An 18,285-nucleotide genomic window follows, 5' to 3' on the forward strand; every position below is an offset into this window, starting at 1 on the left:
AGGGAGCGGCAGTGAGCGGCGAGCGGACAACGGCATCGGACCCGTACTTTCCGGCCCACGGCGACCCCCGCTACCGCGTGCATCGGTACGAACTCGCTCTGGAGTACCGTCCCGGCCCCAACCGGCTGGCCGGGACGGCCCGGCTGAGCGCCATAGTGGGGCGGGCCGCGCTCACCGAGTTCGATCTGAACCTGGCCGAGTTCAAGGTCGGCCGGATCCTCGTGAACGGCCGGGCGCCGCACTACACGCACCGGGGCGGCAGGCTCCGGGTCCGGCCGGCCAAGCCGCTGCCCGCCGGCGCCGCCTTCACGGTGGAGGTGCACTACGCGGGCAACCCCAAGCCGGTGCGCAGCCCCTGGGGCGGGCTCGGCTGGGAGGAGCTGACGGACGGCGCGCTGGTCGCCAGCCAGCCCGTCGGCGCGCCCTCCTGGTACCCCTGCAACGACCGGCCCGCCGACAAGGCCTCGTACCAGATCTCGGTCAACACGCCCTCCGCGTACACCGTGGTGGCGGGCGGCCGGCTGCTCACCCGTACGACCAGGGCCAGCACGACCACCTGGGTGTACGAGCAGCCCGCGCCCACCTCCAGCTATCTGGTCGGCCTCTCGATCGGCATGTACCAGACGGTGCTGCTCGGCGACCCCGGGCTCGGTGGTGTGCCGCAGAGCGCCCACGTGCCGGCGCATCTCCTGCCGCGCTTCTCCCGGGACTTCGCCCGTCAGCCCGCCATGATGCAGCTGTTCGAGGAGCTCTTCGGGCCCTATCCGTTCGGCGAGTACGCGGTGGTCGTCGCCGACGAGGAGCTGGACGTCCCGGTGGAGGCCCAGGGCCTCTCCCTCTTCGGCGCCAACCATGTCGACGGCGCGCGCGGCTCCGAGCGCCTCGTCGCCCACGAGCTGGCGCACCAGTGGTTCGGCAACAGCGTCACCATCGCCGACTGGCGGCACATCTGGTTGAACGAGGGGCTGGCGAAGTACGCGGAGTGGCTCTGGTCGGAGCGCTCCGGCGGGCGTTCGGCCCACGAACTGGCGGCCGTCGCCCACCGGATGCTGTCCGGGCTGCCGCAGGACATGAAGCTGTCCGACCCCGGACGCAAGCTGATGTTCGACGACCGCCTGTACGAGCGCGGGGGTCTCACCGTGCACGCCATCCGCTGCGCCCTGGGCGACGGCGCCTTCTTCCGGATGCTGCGCGACTGGGCGACCGTGCACCGGGGCGGCCTGGTGACGACCGCGGGCTTCACCACTCATGTGGCCCGCTACGCGGACGGGCCGGTGGACGATCTGCTCAAGGCCTGGCTGCACGAACCGGCCCTCCCGCCGCTGCCGTCGCCCCGGAGGCCCCCGTCGATACCGGAGCGCCCCACGTACCCGCCGACGAACCCCAGGCCTGGTTCGCCCCTGTGAGGTCGCGGGAATCCGCCGGGGCGCGTGCTAGCTTCCGGGCATGGACCAACGCGTCAGTCTGATCACCCTGGGCGTCGCCGACCTCGGGCGTTCCAAGGCGTTCTACGAGAGCCTGGGCTGGCGCGGACAAGAGGTCGAGGAGACCGTCTTCTTCCAGGCGGGCGGCCTCGGCCTCGTCCTGTGGGGACGCGACGAGCTGGCACGCGACTGCGGCCTCGACGACGCCGCGGGTACGGGTTTCGGCGGCATCGCCCTGGCGCACAACGTGAACGCGCCGCAGGACGTGGACGCGCTCCTCGCCGCGGCACGCCAGGCCGGCGGCACCCTCACCAAGCCGGCCGCGACGACGTCGTACGGCGGCTACGCGGGCTGCTTCGCCGACCCCGACGGACACCTCTGGGAGATCGCCCACAACCCCGGCTTCCCCCTGGCCGACGACGGGTCCCTGACCATCCCGGACTTCGGCTCCCCGTAGGAGCGCGCGGCCGGGGCCGGGACCGGGCCGGACGTCCCCGGTCCCGGCCCCTGCCCCGTCATCCGCCGGCTCCGCGCCTAACGTCGCTGGCCGTTCGCGAAGTAGGCGACCAGCGCGGGATCCAGCGGTGGCACGTCGTACGCCGCGCCGCCCTCGCGCAGCGAGCGCGTCGCCATGAATCCGGCCGCGACGCTCATCCGGGCGGCCACCGGCGAGGTGTCGGTGACACCGCCGTCGCGGACGAAGCGGCAGAACTCCTCGATGATCCGCCGGTCGGAGCCGCCGTGGCCGCCTTCCGCTTCGGGCACCTTGTGCACCGCGTCGGCGTCGGCGCGGTAGCCGCTCGGGCCGGTGTTCCAGACGCGGACCTCGTCGCCCGGGCTGTCGCCGAAGTTCTCCAGCCGGCCCTCGGTACCGATGACCGTGTAGTTGCGCCAGTAGTCGGGGCTGAAGTGGCACTGCTGGTAGGCGGCGATGACGCCGTTGTCCAGCTGCATGTTCATCACGGACACGTCCTCGACGTCCACGACGTGGTGCAGGTTTCTGCGCTCCCCCGGCGGCCACTCGAACTGGCGCAGCCAGCCCTCCGGCCGTGGCGTGCCGGGCTCGCGGCGCGGCAGGCCGCCGTAGACCATCAGGTCTCCGAGGGCGTTGACGCGCTGCGTGTATCCGCCGGTCAGCCAGTGGATCACGTCGATGTCGTGGGCCGCCTTCTGCAGGAGCAGTCCGGTGGTGCGGCGGCGGTCGGCGTGCCAGTCCTTGAAGTAGTAGTCACCGCCGTACGAGACGAAGTGCCGTACCCACACGGTCTTCGGCTCGCCGATGTCGCCGCGGGCGATGATGTCGCGCATCAGCCGGACGACGCCCATGTGCCGCATGTTGTGCCCGACGTAGAGGCGGCTGCCGGTCTCGTGCGCGGTGCGCAGAATGCTGTCGCACTCCTCGACGGTGATGCCCAGCGGCTTCTCCACGTACGCCGCCCGGCCCGCCTCGAGGACGTCGCAGGCGATGGCCTCGTGCGTGTCGTCGGGGCTGGCGACGATGACGGCGTCGATGGTGTCGTCGGCGAGGAGTGTCCGGTGGTCGGCGACGGCCGTCGCGCCGGGGAAGCGCTCGGGCACCCGGGCCCGGACCGCCGGGTCGAGGTCGGCGACCGCGGCGACGACCGAACCCTGCCCCGGACGGTGCGCGGAGACGGCGAGGTTGCCCCGGAGGCCGAGGCCGATGACGCCGATGCGAAGGTCGTCGGTCACTTGCCACCGCCCTGGGCGATGGCCTTCTCGAACTCGCGGCGCATGGCGTCGCCCGCAGCCCGCCGCCACGCGGGAAGGATCTCCTTCTTGAACGAGGAGAGCGGCTTGCGGCCGGCCACGAGATCCGTGATGGCGCTGTAGAAGTCACCGGACGCGGACGCGCCCTTGTTGGAGTTGGTGTCGGAGAAGAGGCCTGTCGTCGGATTGACCCGGGCGAGCTTCATCAGCTCGACCTCCGTCTGGTGGATGGCGCTGGTGATCTGCGGCTTTCCGGGCAGGTAGAGCGCCTGTGGCGAATTGCCGAAGAAGGTGATGGCCTGTCGGGTGGTGAGCACCTCGGCGTTCCCCTTGGCGTTGAGCATGACGTCGCCGTCCTTGGAACGGGTGTGATGCGTGCCTTCCATGCCGTAGTCGAGGAAGAGACGCTCCGACGTTCCGAAAGGCGCGCAGAGGTAGTTCATGACCTGGAGCAGTGTGTCGATGCGGTCCTTGGGGACCTTGTTGTTGATGGCGGTGAATCCGACCGAACCGTAGCCGAAGTTGAAGCTCGGCTCGGCGCCCGGCTCGGCGGCGAAGGGGACGATGACCTTGGCCGGCCAGTCGTACATGGCGCTGTCGTTGAGGAAGCCGGGGAAGGACTGGACGTGGGCACCGAGGAAGCCGCCCTCCAGCTTCTCCAGGGTCGTGGCGAGATTGGGGTCGGGCCAGAAGAGTTGTGCCTGCCGGCACTTGAGGGCGAACTCGAGTCCGGCGAGGAACTCGTCCGTCTCGAACATGTGGGTGAGCTTGCCGCCGTCCAGCCGCCAGCCGTTGGGCGCTCCGTACCACAGGGCGAACTGGTTGATGTGGTTGACGTAGGCGGGCTCCAGTACGTACTTCTTGCGCTTGGTGTCCAGGAGTTCCTTCCCCTTGTCGAGGAAGTCCTGCGCGCTGTCGAACCGGGCGCCGCCCACCGGCTTCCAGAAGTCCTCGTTGGCGACGTAGACCTGGCCCATGCGGCCGTACGGTACGGCGACGCCCCAGATCCTGCCGTTGAAGACGGCGGTCCGCCACGCGAAGTCGGGGATGTTCGCCAGGTTGGGGTACTTCTTGACGGCGCCGCCCCCGAGGTGCGGCGTCAGGTCGTGGAACTTGGCCGCGAGGAGCGCGGGAACGTTCTTCAGGCCCTGGTTCGGGGGGAACCACATGAGGTCGTGCATGTCGCCGCCGGCCACGGTCGCGTTGAACTTGGCACGGTAGACGTCCTCGGCGCCGAGTCCGTTCACGATCGTCATGCTCAGCTCCGAGCCGAGCCGCTTGTTGAGCTCCTGCCAGTAGGCGTTGCGGTTCATCGCGGGGGCCGCGGTGGTGAACGTCTCCGTCAGGACGGTGACCGGCTTTCCGTCACCAGGGATCCCCGAGACGCTGCGGGTGGGGTTGGCGGGGTAGCGCAGGTACGCCGGGTCCAGGCCCTGACCGTTGCCGGGCAGGTCGGGCGCGGCGCCCTTCGCCGGCACGTAGGCCGGCAGCTTCAGCCTGGCCGAGGCCTCCGCGCCGCCTCCCGTGGACATGCCCGGTCCGGTGCTGCAGGCGGCCAGGGCGCCGCCTCCCGCCACGGTGATGCCGGCGGCACCGGCCGCGCCGAGGAAGCCACGACGGTTGAGGTTTCTGGAGGACATGACTCTCCTAGCAACGATGAACGGGGGAGGAGGAGGTACGAGGAGGAGATACGAGAGGAGGTACGACGAGCGGCGGCCGGAGGAGGACTCAGGCCTTGATCGCGCCGGTGAGGACACCCTTGGCGAAGTACTTCTGCAGGAACGGGTAGACCGCGACGATCGGCAGGACGGCGAGGATGAGCACGGCCATCGACAGCGAGGTGCTGGCCGGGAGCACGCTGACCCCCATCGCCTTGGCGTTGAAGGTGTCGCCCTGGAGGACGTACGAGCGCAGGACGACCTGCAGCGGCAGCTTCTCCGGGTCGTTGATGTAGAGCATGGCGTTGAAGAAGCTGTTCCAGTAGGTGACCGCGTAGAACATGCCGACCACGGCGATCACCGCCTTGGACAGCGGGAGCACGATCCTCAGCAGCACCTTCAGATCGCTCGCTCCGTCGAGGCGGGCCGCCTCGTGCAGTTCTTCCGGGATGCCCTGGAAGAAGGCGCGCACCACGATGACGTTGAACGCGTTGAGCATGATGGGTACGACCATCGCGCCGTAGGTGTCGAGCAGTCCGAGAGACTGCGCCACCAGGTAGTTGGGGATGATGCCCGGCGTGAACAGGAAGGTGCCCACCACGATGAGGAGCAACGGCTTCCCGGCGAGGGTCCCGGGCCGCGAGAGTCCGTAGGCGAGGCAGATCGTGCAGAGCAGGCTCAACGCGGTGCCGACGAGTGTGATGCCGACGCTGACCAGCGCTGCGCGGGTGACCACGCCGCCGGAGAGCACCACCCGGTAGGCCTCCAGGGTCGGATCCGTCGGGATGAGCACGTACCCGCCGTTCGCGGCCAGTTCGGCCTTGGTGGACAGGCTGGTGCCGATGGCGAGCAGGAACGGATAGCCGACCGCGACGATCATCGCGACGATGACCAGCAGCTTCAGCCCCTGACCCGTCCTGGTGGGCTGCTCCATCCACACGGGGCGCTCGGCGTGGCGCCGGCCGCGCCGGCTCCTGTCGAGAAGCGTCGACAGCGACACCATGCTCATCGGTAGACCCCCTGTTCGCCGAGGCGGTGAGCCAGCTTGTTCGCGAGGACGATCAGGACGAATCCGATGACGCCCTTCATCAGGCCGGCGGCGGTGGACATGCCCCAGTCCCCGTCGACGACGCCGTGGAAGTAGACATAGGTGTCGAGTACCTCCGCCGCTTCCGCGCCGACGGCGTCACGCTGGAGCAGCATCTGTTCGAAGCCGACGGAGAGGATGTCCCCGAGTCGCAGGATCAGCAGCATGATCATGACGGGGCGGATGCCGGGCAGGGTGATGTGCCACATGCGGCGCAGCCGGCCGGCGCCGTCCATGGCCGCCGACTCGTAGAGCGAGTTGTCGATGGACGCCATGGCGGCGAGGAAGATGATCGCGCCCCAGCCGGCGTCCTTCCAGACGGCCTGGGAGGTGAGGAGCAGGATGAACGTGTCCGGGTTGTTCATGATGTTGCCGACGGGGATGCCGTTGTCGTTGAGCAGGCTCGTCACCGTGCCCGCGCCGCCGAAGACCTGCTGGAACATGCCCACGACCACGACCCAGGACAGGAAGTGGGGCAGGTAGACGACGGTCTGCATCAGCCGGCGGGTCCTGCTGCTGATCAAGGAGTTGAGGAAGAGCGCGAGGGCGATCGGCGCCGGGAAGTAGAGGAAGAGCTGGACGACGCTGATCTCCAGGGTGTTCCACACCGCGGACCAGAACTCGGGCTGCTCCAGCAGCGCGGTGAAGTTCGCCCAGCCGACGAACGGGCTCTGCTGGAAGCCCAGATACGTCTGGTAGTCCTGGAAGGCGATGACATTGCCCGCCAGAGGCAGGTAGAAGAACACCGCGAAGTACAGGATGCCCGGCACGCACAGGAGCAGCAGCATCCGGTCGCGCTTGAGGCGGTCACGCAATCGCCGTCGGGCCGCGACCTCTCCGCCCGCCTTCGCGGCCTCGGTACGCGATCGTGTGCGCCGGTCGGGCGGCGGAGCGGGGTGGGTCGTGTCCGAACGGGGTGAAGCCGATGCGGCGGCCGACACGTTCACCTCCTGCGGCGGGTGAGGGCGGGAAGGAGTTCGCCGGGCGCCCGGGAGGTCGTGGGGCCCGGCCGTTCGAGCGGGAGGGTCCGTCGCGCGCCCGGTCGGAGCCGGGTCGTCGACGCAGTCGTCGTACTCATCACAGGTGTTGCGCCTCAGTCGGTCCGGGAACGCGGATGAGGCAGGAGTCAACAGCGCGGGGCGTGACGGGTCAAGACTTATATTAAAATGATTTTGGAAAGTCGCCCTGAAGCTCCCCCGAGCCGCCTCCCGGGCCGAGACCGCCGCACCCCTTGCCGCCCCCGGCATCCCCACGGGGTAAGGCAACCGGGCCTCGGCACCCGGCAGCAGAGCGGGCAGCGGCGAAATCCGCAGCGCACATCGTTTCCCTGTGAACTTTCGTAAGTAGGATGTCCGGCATGAACCAGCACGGCGGTGACGCCTCCCTGTTGCGGCGATTGAACTCCGCCGCCGTTCTGCGCGTCCTGCGGAACCGCACCGCGGCCGCGACCCTGACCGAGCTGGCCCAGCAGGTGCAGGTCTCGAGGCCGACGGTCGAGACGATCATGGACGAGCTGCTGGAGCAGGGGTGGGCCGAGGAGTGCGGCCAGGAACGCGGTCAGCGCGGCCGGCCCGCCAAGCGCTACCGCTTCCGCGCCTCGGCCGGACGCGTCCTCGGGCTGAGCGTGGGCGCCTACCGCCTGCAGGCGGTGGGGGTCGATCTGAGCGGGCAGGTCACGCAGTCCCGCAAGGCCGCGATCTTCCCCGACATGACCGCGGACGAACGGCTGGACGCGATCGAGCGATTCGTCGCCGACTGCTCGGAGGAGCTGGGCCAGCGCCCGATGGCCGTGGGGGTGGGCACCACGGGGGTGGTCGACGGCACCGGGCGGGTCGTGAAGAGCTCCGTACTGCCCGGATGGTCGGGCCTCCCGCTGCAGGAGGAGCTCTCGGGCAGGATCTCGGCGCCCGTGGTGGTCGAGAACGACGTCCGGCTCGCCGTCCTGGCCGAGCAGTGGCGCGGCGCCGCCGTCGAGCGCATGGACGTGCTCTACCTCTTCGCGGGCAACCGTATGTCGCTGGGCATGCTGATCGGAGGCAAGCCGTACCGCGGGGCCCACTCGGCCTCGGGCGAGATCGCCGAGCACGCCACCGGGCTCTGGCAGGTGTTCGGCCCCGCCATGGACTTCGCGACGGCGGTCGAACCGGGAGAGCTGCGCTCGCCGGCGCAGGCGGCCGAGTTCGCCTTCGACAGGGCCGCCGCGGGCGACCAGCGGGCCGCGGAGGCCGTGACCGCGCTCGCGGTCGGGCTGGCGGAGAGCCTGGTGACGGTGGTGGGGCCCTTCGACCCGGAGATGGTCATCATCGGCGGCTCGCTGTCGAGCGGCGGCGCCCTGCTGGTCGAGCCCATCCAGGAGCACCTGAACCGGACCTGCCTCTACCCGCCCGAGGTCGTGGCATCGGGCCTGGGCAGCGACTCGGTCGCCATCGGAGCGGCGCGACTGGCTCTGGAGCTCACGGAATCCGACATCGCCCTGGCCCACAAGCCGGACATCGCGACCGTCTAGCGGCTTTCTCCGGCGCCGAGGACCCGGAGCCGGCCGATCGGGGAAGCATTAAGCCTAGCGATTTTAATAAAGTGCGCTACCCTCCTCGGTCATGACCGGCACGTCGCGCTACCACCTGCGCTATCAGCTCCTTCCCGGACAGGACCCGCGCGAACTGGGCGAGTTCTGCGTCGCGCACGCGATCGAAGAAGTGGTGCTGATCTACGGCTCCGAGGAACTGCACACCGGCCATCCGGTGGGGGCCGACGAGGACTTCTGGTTCGAGCACGTCGCCCACGCGCACAAGGTGCTCACCGAGCACGGCGTCTCACTCAGCCTCAATCCCTGGGTGACGGCAGGCCATGCCGACCGGGGCCGTGCGCAGGACCTGGGATTCGCCCCTCTGGTCTCACCCCGGGGCGAGGTCTCCACCGCCGCGGCCTCCTTCGCGTGTCCGGTCTGGCGCGACTGGATCGCGTCCCACTACGGGCGCTTCGCCGGCCTCGGCTTCCGTGTGCTGTGGATCGAGGACGACTTCCGCTTCCACAACCACGCTCCCCTCACCTGGGGCGGCGGCTTCGAGCCCGTCATGCTCGACCGGTTCGCCGAGCTGGCCGGCGAACGCCCCACCAGAGAGGAACTCGTCGAGGCCGTCACCGGCGCGGGCGTGCACCCGTGGCGCGAGATCCTGCGCCGCACCTGGCGGACGGCGCAGCTGGAAGCGCTGGACGCGGTACGGGACGCCGTCGCGGGTCGCGCCCGGCTCGGCATCATGAGCTCGGGTCTGGGGTCGGCGTCCCTGGAAGGACGTGACTGGAACGCCGTGTTCGCCCGCTGCGACGTGCACCGCCCGCACTTCGCGCCGTACAGCGACCAGCCCGCCGCTTTCCTGTCGTACTCCGTGGCCATGCTCGAACTGCAGAGGCCCCTGCGACCCGACACGATCGAGGTCGCACCCGAGGTCGAGAACTGGACGCACACGGAGTGGAGCAAGTCCGACACCCAGACGTGGTCCGAGATGGTCACCGCCCAGCTCTCCGGAGCCGACGCCCTCCTTCTGAACCTGTTCCCGTTCGTCACCGGTGACCCCGCGCGCCATCCCCGCATCGGCCGCATGCTCGACGCCTCGCGCGCCGCGCTGGACGCGACGGCCACCGACGGTCTCACGACCATCGGCGTGGGAGTCCCCTGGTGGCCCGACACTGCGGCGTCGATCCCGGGCGACGGAACGCTCGGCGGGCTGGAGGCCGATCCCGTGCGCACGGCACGCTTTCTCCTCTCCTACGGCATACCCGTCCAGGCCGGTCCCGCTCCGGTGGCGGCACTGTTCGGCGACACCGCCTGGGGCGTTCCCGACGACGAGCTGCCGCACCTGCTCTCCGGGGGCCTGCTCCTGGACGGAACGGCCGCACGGATCCTCCAAGAGCGTGGCTACGGCGCGTTCCTCGGCGTCCAGGTGGCCGGGGTCGTCGAGCGGGACACTCCGCAGGCGGAGCCGTACAGCATGGAACACGTCCTCGACGGCGACGCGTTGCTGAGCGTGAACGTCCAGCCCGCCCTGGCCAGGATCACCGCCGTGCCCGGGGCCCAGGTCTGGACGCGCATCCTCACGCCACGGCGCGGCCACTGGGGCGACGGCCGGGTCGCGTACACCAACAGCCTCGGCGGGCGTGTCGTGACCATGGCCGCGTGCGCCCCCGAGACACTGGGCCGCTGCGACGACGGACAGCGCCTGGCCCAGCGCATGATCCGCTTCCTCGGCGCCGAACTCCCCCTGGTCACCGGCGGCCCGCACCTCATCCCGCAGTACGGCGAGGTCGACGGCGGACGACGGTTGGCGATCGCCAACGGTTCCGCCGACCCGGCACGCCCTGTGGTGGCGACCGACGCCGATCCGACGGCCCTTCTCCTGGAACCCCTTCGGGCCCCGGTGCCGGTCCCGGTGCGGCGGGTGGGTGCGCACGTACACGTCGAGGCCGACGTACCCCACCGCGGCTACGTGATCCTGCGGTGGACGTGACCGCTGTGGCGTTACAGGGACCACCCGGCTCCTCCGGGTCGTGTTCCTGCATGACGCCCGCCCGCCGTCGCGCTGGGAAGGGTGATCCAGCCGGGTCGACGGCATGGGCGGGCTGCGTGACGTGGGGGAAGCTCGGCGGTTGAAAGCGTCCCGCCGTCACGCGGTGGGGTGGTTCCACTGTGCCGGCGCGACGGCCTCGTCCGTTCGTGTCCGCGGCCGAACTCGACAGGGCCTTTCCGTCCTGGGCGACAAGGCGCGGCAAAGGCGACAGGCTCCCTGGGCGCGATTGCGCCCAGGGAGCCTTCGGGAAGGTCGGATGCCCTCCGCGGAGGACTAGAGCGCGATCCACTCGGCGGACGTGGTGACGTCCTTCAGGACGTCCGGGAGCGGCTTGATGCCGAGCCCCGGGCCCGTCGGGACGTCGAGGTGGCCGTCGGCGAGGACGAACGGCTCCGTGATGTCCGTGGCGAAGTAGCGGCGGGAGCCGGAGGTGCCGCCGGGGAGGGCGAAGCCGGGGAGGGCCGCCAGGGCGACGTTGGCGGCGCGGCCGATGCCGGTCTCCAGCATGCCGCCGCACCAGACGGGGACGCCGTGGGCGGTGGTGCCGACGGGGTCTCCGTAGAAGGCGACGGAGGCGCCGACGAGGCGGCCTTGCTCGTAGGCGCCGGGCACGTAGTTGCCCGCGTGGGACAGGGCGCGCATCACCCCGGCGGAGACCGGCGGGCTGTCGGCGGCCGTACCCCAAATGTCGGCGTACGGCGAGGCCGTGGAGAGGGTCCTCGGCCTGGCCCGCGACACCGCCGCCCTCATCCGGAAGACCCCGCACCTCGAACTCACCGCACCGTGTGCGGCTCAGCGGGCGATCGAGATCGCGAAGGGCGCGAATCCGGTGGACCGCATCACGTGCGGTACGAACAGGATCGCGGCCTCCGTGGCCCGGGCGGTCCGGATCCCGCCGAGGTCGGTGATCCAGTCCTTGTGCCAGCCGAGGTCGGTGAGCAGTTCGCGGACCGTCTGCTTGGCCTGCGGGTCCTCGCCGGAGAGGAACGCGGTGGGCGGCTGGGTGAGCGTGGCCGGCGCGGTCATCACCGGGTAGAGCATGGTGTTGAGCGTCTTGACGACGAGCGTTTCGGGGAGCGCTTCCTGGAGTTGCTCGGCAAGGCTTGAGCCGGGGTGAACCAGGTCGGCGGGCAGCCCGTCCGGTCCGTCGACGGTGGCGTTGGAGACGTCGACGAGGATCTTGCCGCGCAGTTCCTCGCGCAGGGCGACCAGCCGGTCCAGCGAGCCGGCGCCCGGGGTGGCGTTGATGACGATCCGGGCCGTCCGGGCAGCTTCGGCGGCGGCGCCCGGCGCACGGTCCGCCACAGCCACCTCATGCCCTGCCTGAACGAGGGCTGTGGCCAGGTTGCCGCCGACGCGGCCGTTTCCGAGAACTGCGATCGTGGTCATGATGATCTGGTCCTTATCGTGGGTGCGGGGTGTGGTGGGCAGTCAGCGGGAGAGCGTGGTGACGGCCTCGGCGTGGACGCCGGGCGCGGCAGCCAGGAAGCTCTCGCTCTGCGGGGTCCAGGGGCGGCCCTCGGCGTCGGAGATCCGTCCGCCGGCCTCGGTGACAAGCAGCGCCCCGGGCAGCAGGTCCGCGCGGGCGCCGGCGAACTGCCAGAAGGCGTCGACGCGGCCGGCGGCCACGTTCGTCAGGTGCAGGGTCGCGGGCACGGCGGTGCGGACGACGAGTGCGTCGAAGAGCATGGCGGTGATCGAGGAGCCGACGCGCCGCACGACCTTCTCGTCCTCGTCCGGCCGGGCCTGGCTGGTGGCCACGATGCTCAGGCCGAGGTCCGCGACCGGGGAAACGTGCAGCGGCAGGCCGTCGAGGTGGGCGCCCGCGCCGGTGAGCGCGGTGTAGGTCTCGCCGGTCAGCGGCAGGTGGACCACGGTGAGCACCGGCTGGTTCTCACGGACGAGGGTGGCGGTCACCGCCCACTCCGGCAGGGCGTGAAGGTGGTTGACGTTGCCTTCGGCCGGATCGACGACCCACCATTCGCCGGGCGGCAGCGCCCCGCCGTCCAACTCGTCCTCCACCCAGCCCGCATCCGGGCGAAGGCGCGTGAGGCGGGGGCGCAGGATGTCGAGGGCCGTGTCGTCGTTGGCGGCGAGCACACGCATCAGTTCTTCACGGGTCTGGTAGCGGACCACCCTGCCGAAACGCTCGCGCAGCGCCGTACCGGCCTCACGCACGGCGATCGTGGTCTGGGCGAGCAGGTCGGCGTCGGAGGTGGTGACGTCAGGGGTCTGAAGCGCTTCGGACATGGAGGTACTCCCGAGGAAAGAGGGGGATGGTGAGGTCGATCGGGCCGAACTGCGCGGTCCGTCCTGCGCGTTCGTCTCAACGGTAGGCAGCCTCATCATTAACTTCAAATGCATGTCAAGCACGACTAGGATTACTCGCATGCAATTGGATTTGAACCTGCTCGCCGCGCTCGACGCGCTGCTGGAGGAGGGAAGCGTGGCCGGGGCGGCCGCGCGCCTGCACGTCACCGCCCCCGCGATGAGCCGGAGCCTGGGCCGCATCCGGCGCACGACCGGGGATCAGATCCTGGTGCGCACCGGCCGCACGATGACTCCGACGCCGTATGCGATCGCCGTCCGGGAACAGGTGCACCAGCTGCTGCAGCAGGTCCAGGGGGTCCTGGCACCGAGCCGTGAACTCGACCTGGCAACGCTGGAGCGCACGTTCACACTCCGCTGGCACGACTCTCTGGTCACCTTGAGCGGCCCCGCACTGCTCGCAGCCGTGCGCGGACAGGCGCCGGGTGTGCGACTGCGCTTCGTCGCGGAATCGCACATCGACACCCCGGAGTTGCGGCGGGGCGAGGTCGACCTGGAGGCGAACGCCAACCGCCCGAGCACACCGGACATCCGTGCCGAGAAGGTGGGCGAGACCCCCCTCGTCATCGCCGTGAGGCGGGGGCACCCTCTCACCCGCGCAGAGACCGTCACCGCAGAGCAGTACGCCGCAGCTGAACACGTCAACGTCTCGCGACGTGGAAACCTCGGCAATGCCCTCGACGACGCCCTCGCGCGGCTCGGCCTCACCCGCCGCGTGGTGGCGACCGCGCCCACCGAAGCGGCCGCGCTGGAGTTCGCGCGCGGCTCCGATCTCCTGATCAGCGTCCCCGAAGCCACCACGCGGTCAGCGGTTGCCGACCTCGGCCTGGTCGTGCTCCCCCTCCCACTCGAACTGCCCGCGGCACCGGTGTACCTGTCATGGCATCAGCGCTACGACACCGACCATGCCCATGCCTGGCTGCGCGGGCTGGCACGAACCGCGCTGGCCACGCGGGCCCTGTGACGCCGCACGGCCGGCCTTCAGCGGCCCGCCGATGTTGTTCACTTGCTCCGCAGCTCGCCCAGCGGCGCGGGGTCTCCCTTCAGGGCGGTGACTGCCGCCTTCCAGCCGACCTCTTCGCCCATCAGGGAGCTGCGCAGGAACGCCGTGGTGAGGTGCTGGATCAGGGCCACGCGCGCCGGGTTCTCGTCGGTGGTCTCGGCGACCTCATGGCCGGGGATGCCGCCGAGCGAGTGCTCCGCGCCGAACAGGGTGAGCAGGCTCTTGCCGGCGGGGCTGTGGGTGTAGGGGTCGGTGAACCAGTCCGGTCCGCGGGTGGAGAGATGGGACTGGTCGTGGTCGCCGGCGACGATGAGGGCCGGGGTGGTCATGGTGTCGAACGACGGCCTCATGAAGGGGAAGTGCTCGGCGGCGAACGGGGTCAGATCGTCACCCAGGCCGGTCAGGGCCAGCAGCACCCCTGCCTTGATACGGGGGTCGGACATGTCCTCGCCGGGCGTACCGTCCGGGCCAAGGACGCGGGCACCCAGCAAGGTGCTGACGGTCTGGGCTCCCCAGGAGTGCCCCGCGACAGCGATGCGCCCAGGGTCGACCCGCCCGGCGAGGCCAGGGACGGACGCCTCCAGGATGTCGAGTCCGTCGAGTACGCGCGTGATGTCCTCGATGCGGTAGCGCCAGATCCGCGGGGTGCGGGGGTCCTCGGCGGGAACGCCGAGCGTCCGGGAGTCCAGATGGGTCGGCTGGACAACCACGAAGCCGTGAGCGGCCCAGTAGTCGGCCAGCGGCGCGTAGCCGTCCATCGACCAGCCAAAGCCGTGCGAGAACACCACGACGGGCAGATCACGGCCGGCCGTGGGCGCGGACACACGGACCTGCAGATCCTCACCCCGACCGCCCGGGGCGGGCAGGACGACCGGTTTCACGGAGACCACCGCAGTGGTGGCATCCGCAGGCTTCCGGGTGATCAGGGTGTGCGAGTGGGACATGAGGGTGCCTTCCGATCGGAGTCTTCGACTCTCGGCGAGCCGGCGGCGGGCGACAGGCGGCGCCGTGGGAACCGCCGCGGCAGGAGCCGGCGGCACTCGCGCGTTCGTCCGGCTCCCCGGTGGAGCGCGAACACCACGAGCTGGCCACCGGCCTGGTGATCTGACATCATTCGATGAAACGGAACCTTGTTCCATTTACGATACGGAACGCTGTTCCGGTTTGCAAGACCATCACGAGAAGGAGTGCTGCGGTGAACGAGAGCAGCCCGCGCCAGGGAAGTTCGGCCGCTTCCACACGCAAGGACGCCCGCCGCAATCAGCAGACGCTGCTGGACGCCGCCGCCGCAGTCTTCGCCACCTCAGGTGTGGACGCGCCGGTACGCGAGATCGCCGCCAAGGCCGGCGTGGGACTCGGAACGTTCTACCGCCACTTCCCCAACCGGGCCGACCTCGTCATCGCCGTCTACCGCCACCAGGTCGACATCTGCGCCGAAGCCGGAACGGCCCTGCTGGCAGCCGGCCCGACACCCTTCGCCGCCCTCGAAGGCTGGGTCGACCTCTTCATCGACTTCCTGGTCACCAAACACGGCCTGGCCGCGGCGATGCAGGCCGACACCACCGGCTTCGAGACGCTGCACGCCTACTTCCTCGACCGCCTGCTGCCGGTGTGCACCCAGCTCCTCGAAGCCGCGGCCGCCGCCGGTGAGATCCGCCCCGCCCTCGACGCCTACCACCTCATGCGCGGTATCGGAAACCTCTGCATCGGCACCGAGACCGACCCCCGCTACGACCCACGCCGACTGGTCGCACTCCTCCTCGCAGGACTGCGCCAACCGCGCTGACCACGACGTCCGCCCATGTCCGAGCCCCCACCGCGACGCCTGCCGTACCGGTAGAGCTCTGGCCGACGGCCGACCGGCCAAGATCCGGCACCGAAGACCCGGTCGAGTCGCGACCGGGTGGCGTCGCTACCGGGTGGCGTCACAACCGGATGGCGATTGCACCGCGGGTCGCCACCGCGCTCCGGCGCCACGCGCGGACAACTCCTCGCATGCGGGGCGATCCTGACGATCCGCTCCCCCGCGCCGGCCGCCTTCAGCGCCACGGCCGACCAGCCACAGACTGGACGTACGACCGCATGGCGACCGCCATGGCCCCGGACGCACGAAAGGCCGCCCTCTCACCAGTGAGAGAACGGCCTCCGACCTGCTCAAAGCATGGTCGGGACGACAGGATTTGAACCTGCGACCCCTTGACCCCCAGTCAAGTGCGCTACCAAGCTGCGCCACGTCCCGATGCCCGTCTGACCTGGGGTTTCCCCCGGCCGAACGCGCATGAGAACAATACCGCACTTCACCGGGTGGTCACGAACCGCTTTACGGAGTTGACCTCGACCAAGCTTGAGGTTGCACCGTGGGTGCCATGACGAACACGGACGTCGACCGGCTTCACGGCCTCATGGGCCTGATGACCGGCGACGAGAAGCACTCGCCCGCCGCCACCTCCACCCTCGACGCACTCTGGGTCCTCTACGACCGCGTCCTGCGCGTCTCGCCGAAGAGCGCCGGGCGTCCCGACCGGGATCGGTTCCTGCTCTCCAAGGGGCACGGGCCGATGGCGTACTACGCCGTCCTCGCCGCCAAGGGCTTCCTCCCCGAAGAGCTGCTCACCGGCTTCGGCTCGTACGACTCACCCCTCGGACACCACCCCGACCGGACCCTCGTGCCGGGTGCCGAGATCGGCAGCGGGTCACTGGGGCACGGGCTGCCGCTCGCCGTCGGGAGCGCGCTCGGGCTGCGGGCCCAGGGGCTCACCGAACCCCGCGTGTGGGTGCTCATCGGCGACGCCGAGCTGGACGAGGGCAGCAATCACGAGGCCATCGCCTACGCGGGGCCCGCCGGGCTCGAGCAGCTGCACACCCTGGTGATCGACAACAGTTCCGCCACCTACGGCTGGCCCGGCGGGATCGCCTCGCGGTTCGAGGCCGCCGGCTGGTCCGCCGAGACCGTGGACGGCCGTGATCACGAGGCGCTGTACGCCGCCTTCACCGCGCCCCACCCCGGGCGTCCGCGCGCCGTTGTCGCCCGCGTCGAGCCCAAGAACGCCTGACCCCCTCCGAGGAGAACCCCACCATGGACACGATGCGCGACCGCTTCATCTCGACCACCGGCCGACTGCTCGACGAGGACCCGCGTCTCGCGCTCGTCCTCGCCGAGATCAGCATGGACGGCTTCCGGCAGGCGCAGCGGCGGCATCCGCACCGCGTGATCAACGTCGGCATCCGGGAGCAGCTGCTGATCGGCGCGGGCGGCGGGCTGGCACTGACCGGGATGCGGCCCGTCATGCACACCTTCGCGAGCTTCCTGGTCGAGCGCCCCTTCGAGCAGCTCAAGCTGGACTTCGGGCACCAGGGAGTGGGAGGCGTCCTGGTGAGCGCCGGCGGGTCGTACGACTGGCCGGCGGGCGGCCTGACCCACATGGCGCCCGGCGACGTGGCGCTGCTCGACACGCTCGACGGCTGGACGATCCACGTCCCCGGCCATCCGGACGAGGCGGAGACACTGCTGCGCCAGGCCGTCGAGGGCGACGACCTCGTCTACGTACGGCTCTCGCTCCAGTCCAACACCGCGCCCCGCCCGGTCACCCCCGGCTTCAGCACAATCCGGGAGGGGCGCGACGGAGTCGTCGTCGCCGTCGGGCCCATGCTGGACAACGTCCTGGCCGCGACCGAGGGTCTGGACGTGACCGTCCTCTACGCCACCACCGTCCGCCCCTTCGACGCCGTGACCCTGCGCCGTGCGGCCGACGCAGCCCGCCCGGACGTCGTCCTGGTCGAGCCGTACCTCGCCGGCACGTCGACCGCCGCCGCCAACGACGCCCTCGCCGCACTCCCCCACCGCGTCCTCGGACTCGGTGTGGCCCGCCGCGAGCTGCGGAAGTACGGCACGATCGACGAGCATCTGGCGGGCCACGGTCTCGACCCGGCGGGACTGCGCGAGCGCGTCACGGGCTTCCTCGGCCGCTGACTCAGCCCTGCGGCGGCGCGCCCACCTCCGGGTACTGGTCCCGGAGACGGCGCGACGCCGCCTGGCGCCAGGAATCGGCCAGGATGGCGCGGAGCTCGTCCTCGTCGTCGAGGGCCCCGATCCGGACACGTACCCAGGCGTAGTTGTCGTCGTGGCCCTGGCGGATGAAGAACTTGGCGGGCTCGGACGCGAGGAGTTCCGCACGCTCCTCCTTGGGGCATTTCACCCCTATCGCCTGATCGTCGTCGTCCAGCGAGGCGAAGATCTTTCCGCTCGGGCCCGCGCGGAAGGTGGGCATGCCCCAGGCGAGCTTCTCGACCGCCCCGGGCAGGGAGAGCGCGATCCGGCGTACATCGTCGGCAGTGGCCATACGACGACCGTACGACCCACCACTGACACCGACACCCGGGCACGGACGCGAGGCCCTCCTGCTGCGGCCCGCCCTCGCGGCGTACGCGCCGGTGCGCGCGCCCGTCACTCCCCGTCACGCGCCCCGGCGCCGCCCCGGCTCCACCTCTCGTG

16 protein-coding genes, 1 tRNA gene and 1 pseudogene are annotated in these 18,285 nt (G+C 70.5%); 8 read left to right on the forward strand and 10 right to left on the reverse strand.

Annotation, left to right across the window (positions count from 1 at the left end):
- Positions 1–11 precede the first annotated feature (11 nt).
- Positions 12–1,406 carry a M1 family metallopeptidase gene (locus tag ACFVGW_RS01295; RefSeq protein ID WP_385850249.1) on the forward strand — a complete coding sequence of 465 codons (1,395 nt, stop codon included), beginning with the start codon at positions 12–14 and terminating at the stop codon, positions 1,404–1,406.
- Between the two features lie 40 nt (positions 1,407–1,446).
- The gene (locus tag ACFVGW_RS01300) at positions 1,447–1,881 is read left to right on the forward strand and encodes a VOC family protein (RefSeq protein ID WP_385850250.1); all 435 of its coding nucleotides are present in this window, start codon (positions 1,447–1,449) and stop codon (positions 1,879–1,881) included.
- Between the two features lie 77 nt (positions 1,882–1,958).
- Here the strand turns inward: ACFVGW_RS01300 and ACFVGW_RS01305 are convergent, their stop codons facing one another.
- The 4 genes from ACFVGW_RS01305 to ACFVGW_RS01320 all read right to left on the reverse strand — a co-directional run bounded on the left by ACFVGW_RS01305 (position 1,959) and on the right by ACFVGW_RS01320 (position 6,838).
- Positions 1,959–3,134, reverse strand: coding sequence for a Gfo/Idh/MocA family protein (locus tag ACFVGW_RS01305; RefSeq protein WP_385850251.1), 1,176 nt, complete (start codon positions 3,132–3,134; stop codon positions 1,959–1,961).
- Positions 3,131–4,792, reverse strand: coding sequence for a hypothetical protein (locus ACFVGW_RS01310; protein ID WP_385850252.1), 1,662 nt, complete (start codon positions 4,790–4,792; stop codon positions 3,131–3,133). The genes ACFVGW_RS01305 and ACFVGW_RS01310 overlap by 4 nt, the downstream gene beginning before the upstream one ends.
- An 88-nt stretch (positions 4,793–4,880) precedes the next feature.
- A complete protein-coding gene (locus ACFVGW_RS01315) occupies positions 4,881–5,813 on the reverse strand; it encodes a carbohydrate ABC transporter permease (protein WP_383220970.1) in 933 nt (310 codons plus the stop codon).
- Positions 5,814–5,815: 2 nt separating this feature from the next.
- Entirely contained in the window at positions 5,816–6,838 is a 1,023-nt protein-coding gene (locus ACFVGW_RS01320) for an ABC transporter permease (RefSeq protein WP_385850253.1), read from the reverse strand.
- A gap of 416 nt (positions 6,839–7,254) precedes the next feature.
- On the opposite strand from ACFVGW_RS01320, the gene ACFVGW_RS01325 reads away from it, so the two are divergent.
- Positions 7,255–8,403, forward strand: coding sequence for an ROK family protein (locus ACFVGW_RS01325; protein ID WP_385850254.1), 1,149 nt, complete (start codon positions 7,255–7,257; stop codon positions 8,401–8,403).
- Between the two features lie 91 nt (positions 8,404–8,494).
- Positions 8,495–10,402 carry a hypothetical protein gene (locus tag ACFVGW_RS01330; protein WP_385850255.1) on the forward strand — a complete coding sequence of 636 codons (1,908 nt, stop codon included), beginning with the start codon at positions 8,495–8,497 and terminating at the stop codon, positions 10,400–10,402.
- A gap of 333 nt (positions 10,403–10,735) precedes the next feature.
- Here the strand turns inward: ACFVGW_RS01330 and ACFVGW_RS01335 are convergent.
- The 3 genes and pseudogenes from ACFVGW_RS01335 to ACFVGW_RS01345 all read right to left on the reverse strand — a co-directional run.
- Positions 10,736–10,999 (reverse strand): annotated as a pseudogene (locus ACFVGW_RS01335) (enolase C-terminal domain-like protein); the annotation flags it as partial.
- A 255-nt stretch (positions 11,000–11,254) separates the two neighbouring features.
- Positions 11,255–11,851: an NADPH-dependent F420 reductase gene (locus tag ACFVGW_RS01340; RefSeq protein WP_385850256.1), complete on the reverse strand. Its 597-nt coding sequence runs from the start codon at positions 11,849–11,851 to the stop codon at positions 11,255–11,257.
- A gap of 42 nt (positions 11,852–11,893) precedes the next feature.
- Complete coding sequence (locus ACFVGW_RS01345) at positions 11,894–12,712, reverse strand: 3'(2'),5'-bisphosphate nucleotidase CysQ (RefSeq protein WP_385850257.1); 819 nt, start codon at positions 12,710–12,712, stop codon at positions 11,894–11,896.
- Between the two features lie 139 nt (positions 12,713–12,851).
- Here ACFVGW_RS01345 and ACFVGW_RS01350 point away from each other — a divergent pair, with 139 nt between their 5' ends.
- Positions 12,852–13,754, forward strand: a complete 903-nt coding sequence (locus ACFVGW_RS01350; protein ID WP_385850258.1) for a LysR family transcriptional regulator — start codon at positions 12,852–12,854, stop codon at positions 13,752–13,754.
- A gap of 38 nt (positions 13,755–13,792) precedes the next feature.
- On the opposite strand, the gene ACFVGW_RS01355 is transcribed toward ACFVGW_RS01350, so the two are convergent.
- Complete coding sequence (locus ACFVGW_RS01355) at positions 13,793–14,737, reverse strand: alpha/beta hydrolase family protein (protein WP_385850259.1); 945 nt, start codon at positions 14,735–14,737, stop codon at positions 13,793–13,795.
- Between the two features lie 251 nt (positions 14,738–14,988).
- Here ACFVGW_RS01355 and ACFVGW_RS01360 point away from each other — a divergent pair, with 251 nt between their 5' ends.
- Positions 14,989–15,579 carry a TetR/AcrR family transcriptional regulator gene (locus ACFVGW_RS01360; protein WP_385850260.1) on the forward strand — a complete coding sequence of 197 codons (591 nt, stop codon included), beginning with the start codon at positions 14,989–14,991 and terminating at the stop codon, positions 15,577–15,579.
- A gap of 376 nt (positions 15,580–15,955) precedes the next feature.
- Here ACFVGW_RS01360 and ACFVGW_RS01365 read toward each other — a convergent pair.
- Positions 15,956–16,032: transfer RNA gene (locus ACFVGW_RS01365), tRNA-Pro, on the reverse strand.
- Between the two features lie 127 nt (positions 16,033–16,159).
- Here ACFVGW_RS01365 and ACFVGW_RS01370 point away from each other — a divergent pair.
- Together ACFVGW_RS01370 and ACFVGW_RS01375 are read left to right on the forward strand one after the other, a co-directional pair.
- On the forward strand, positions 16,160–16,846 hold the full coding sequence (locus ACFVGW_RS01370) for a transketolase (protein ID WP_385850261.1): 687 nt from the start codon (positions 16,160–16,162) through the stop codon (positions 16,844–16,846).
- Between the two features lie 23 nt (positions 16,847–16,869).
- Positions 16,870–17,763 carry a transketolase family protein gene (locus tag ACFVGW_RS01375; protein WP_385850262.1) on the forward strand — a complete coding sequence of 298 codons (894 nt, stop codon included), beginning with the start codon at positions 16,870–16,872 and terminating at the stop codon, positions 17,761–17,763.
- A 1-nt stretch (position 17,764) separates the two neighbouring features.
- Here the strand turns inward: ACFVGW_RS01375 and ACFVGW_RS01380 are convergent, their stop codons facing one another.
- A complete protein-coding gene (locus ACFVGW_RS01380; protein ID WP_385850263.1) occupies positions 17,765–18,133 on the reverse strand; it encodes an MmcQ/YjbR family DNA-binding protein in 369 nt (122 codons plus the stop codon).
- Positions 18,134–18,285 lie beyond the last annotated feature (152 nt).

This window comes from Streptomyces sp. NPDC127129 (assembly GCF_042671585.1).
Taxonomy (GTDB): domain Bacteria; phylum Actinomycetota; class Actinomycetes; order Streptomycetales; family Streptomycetaceae; genus Streptomyces.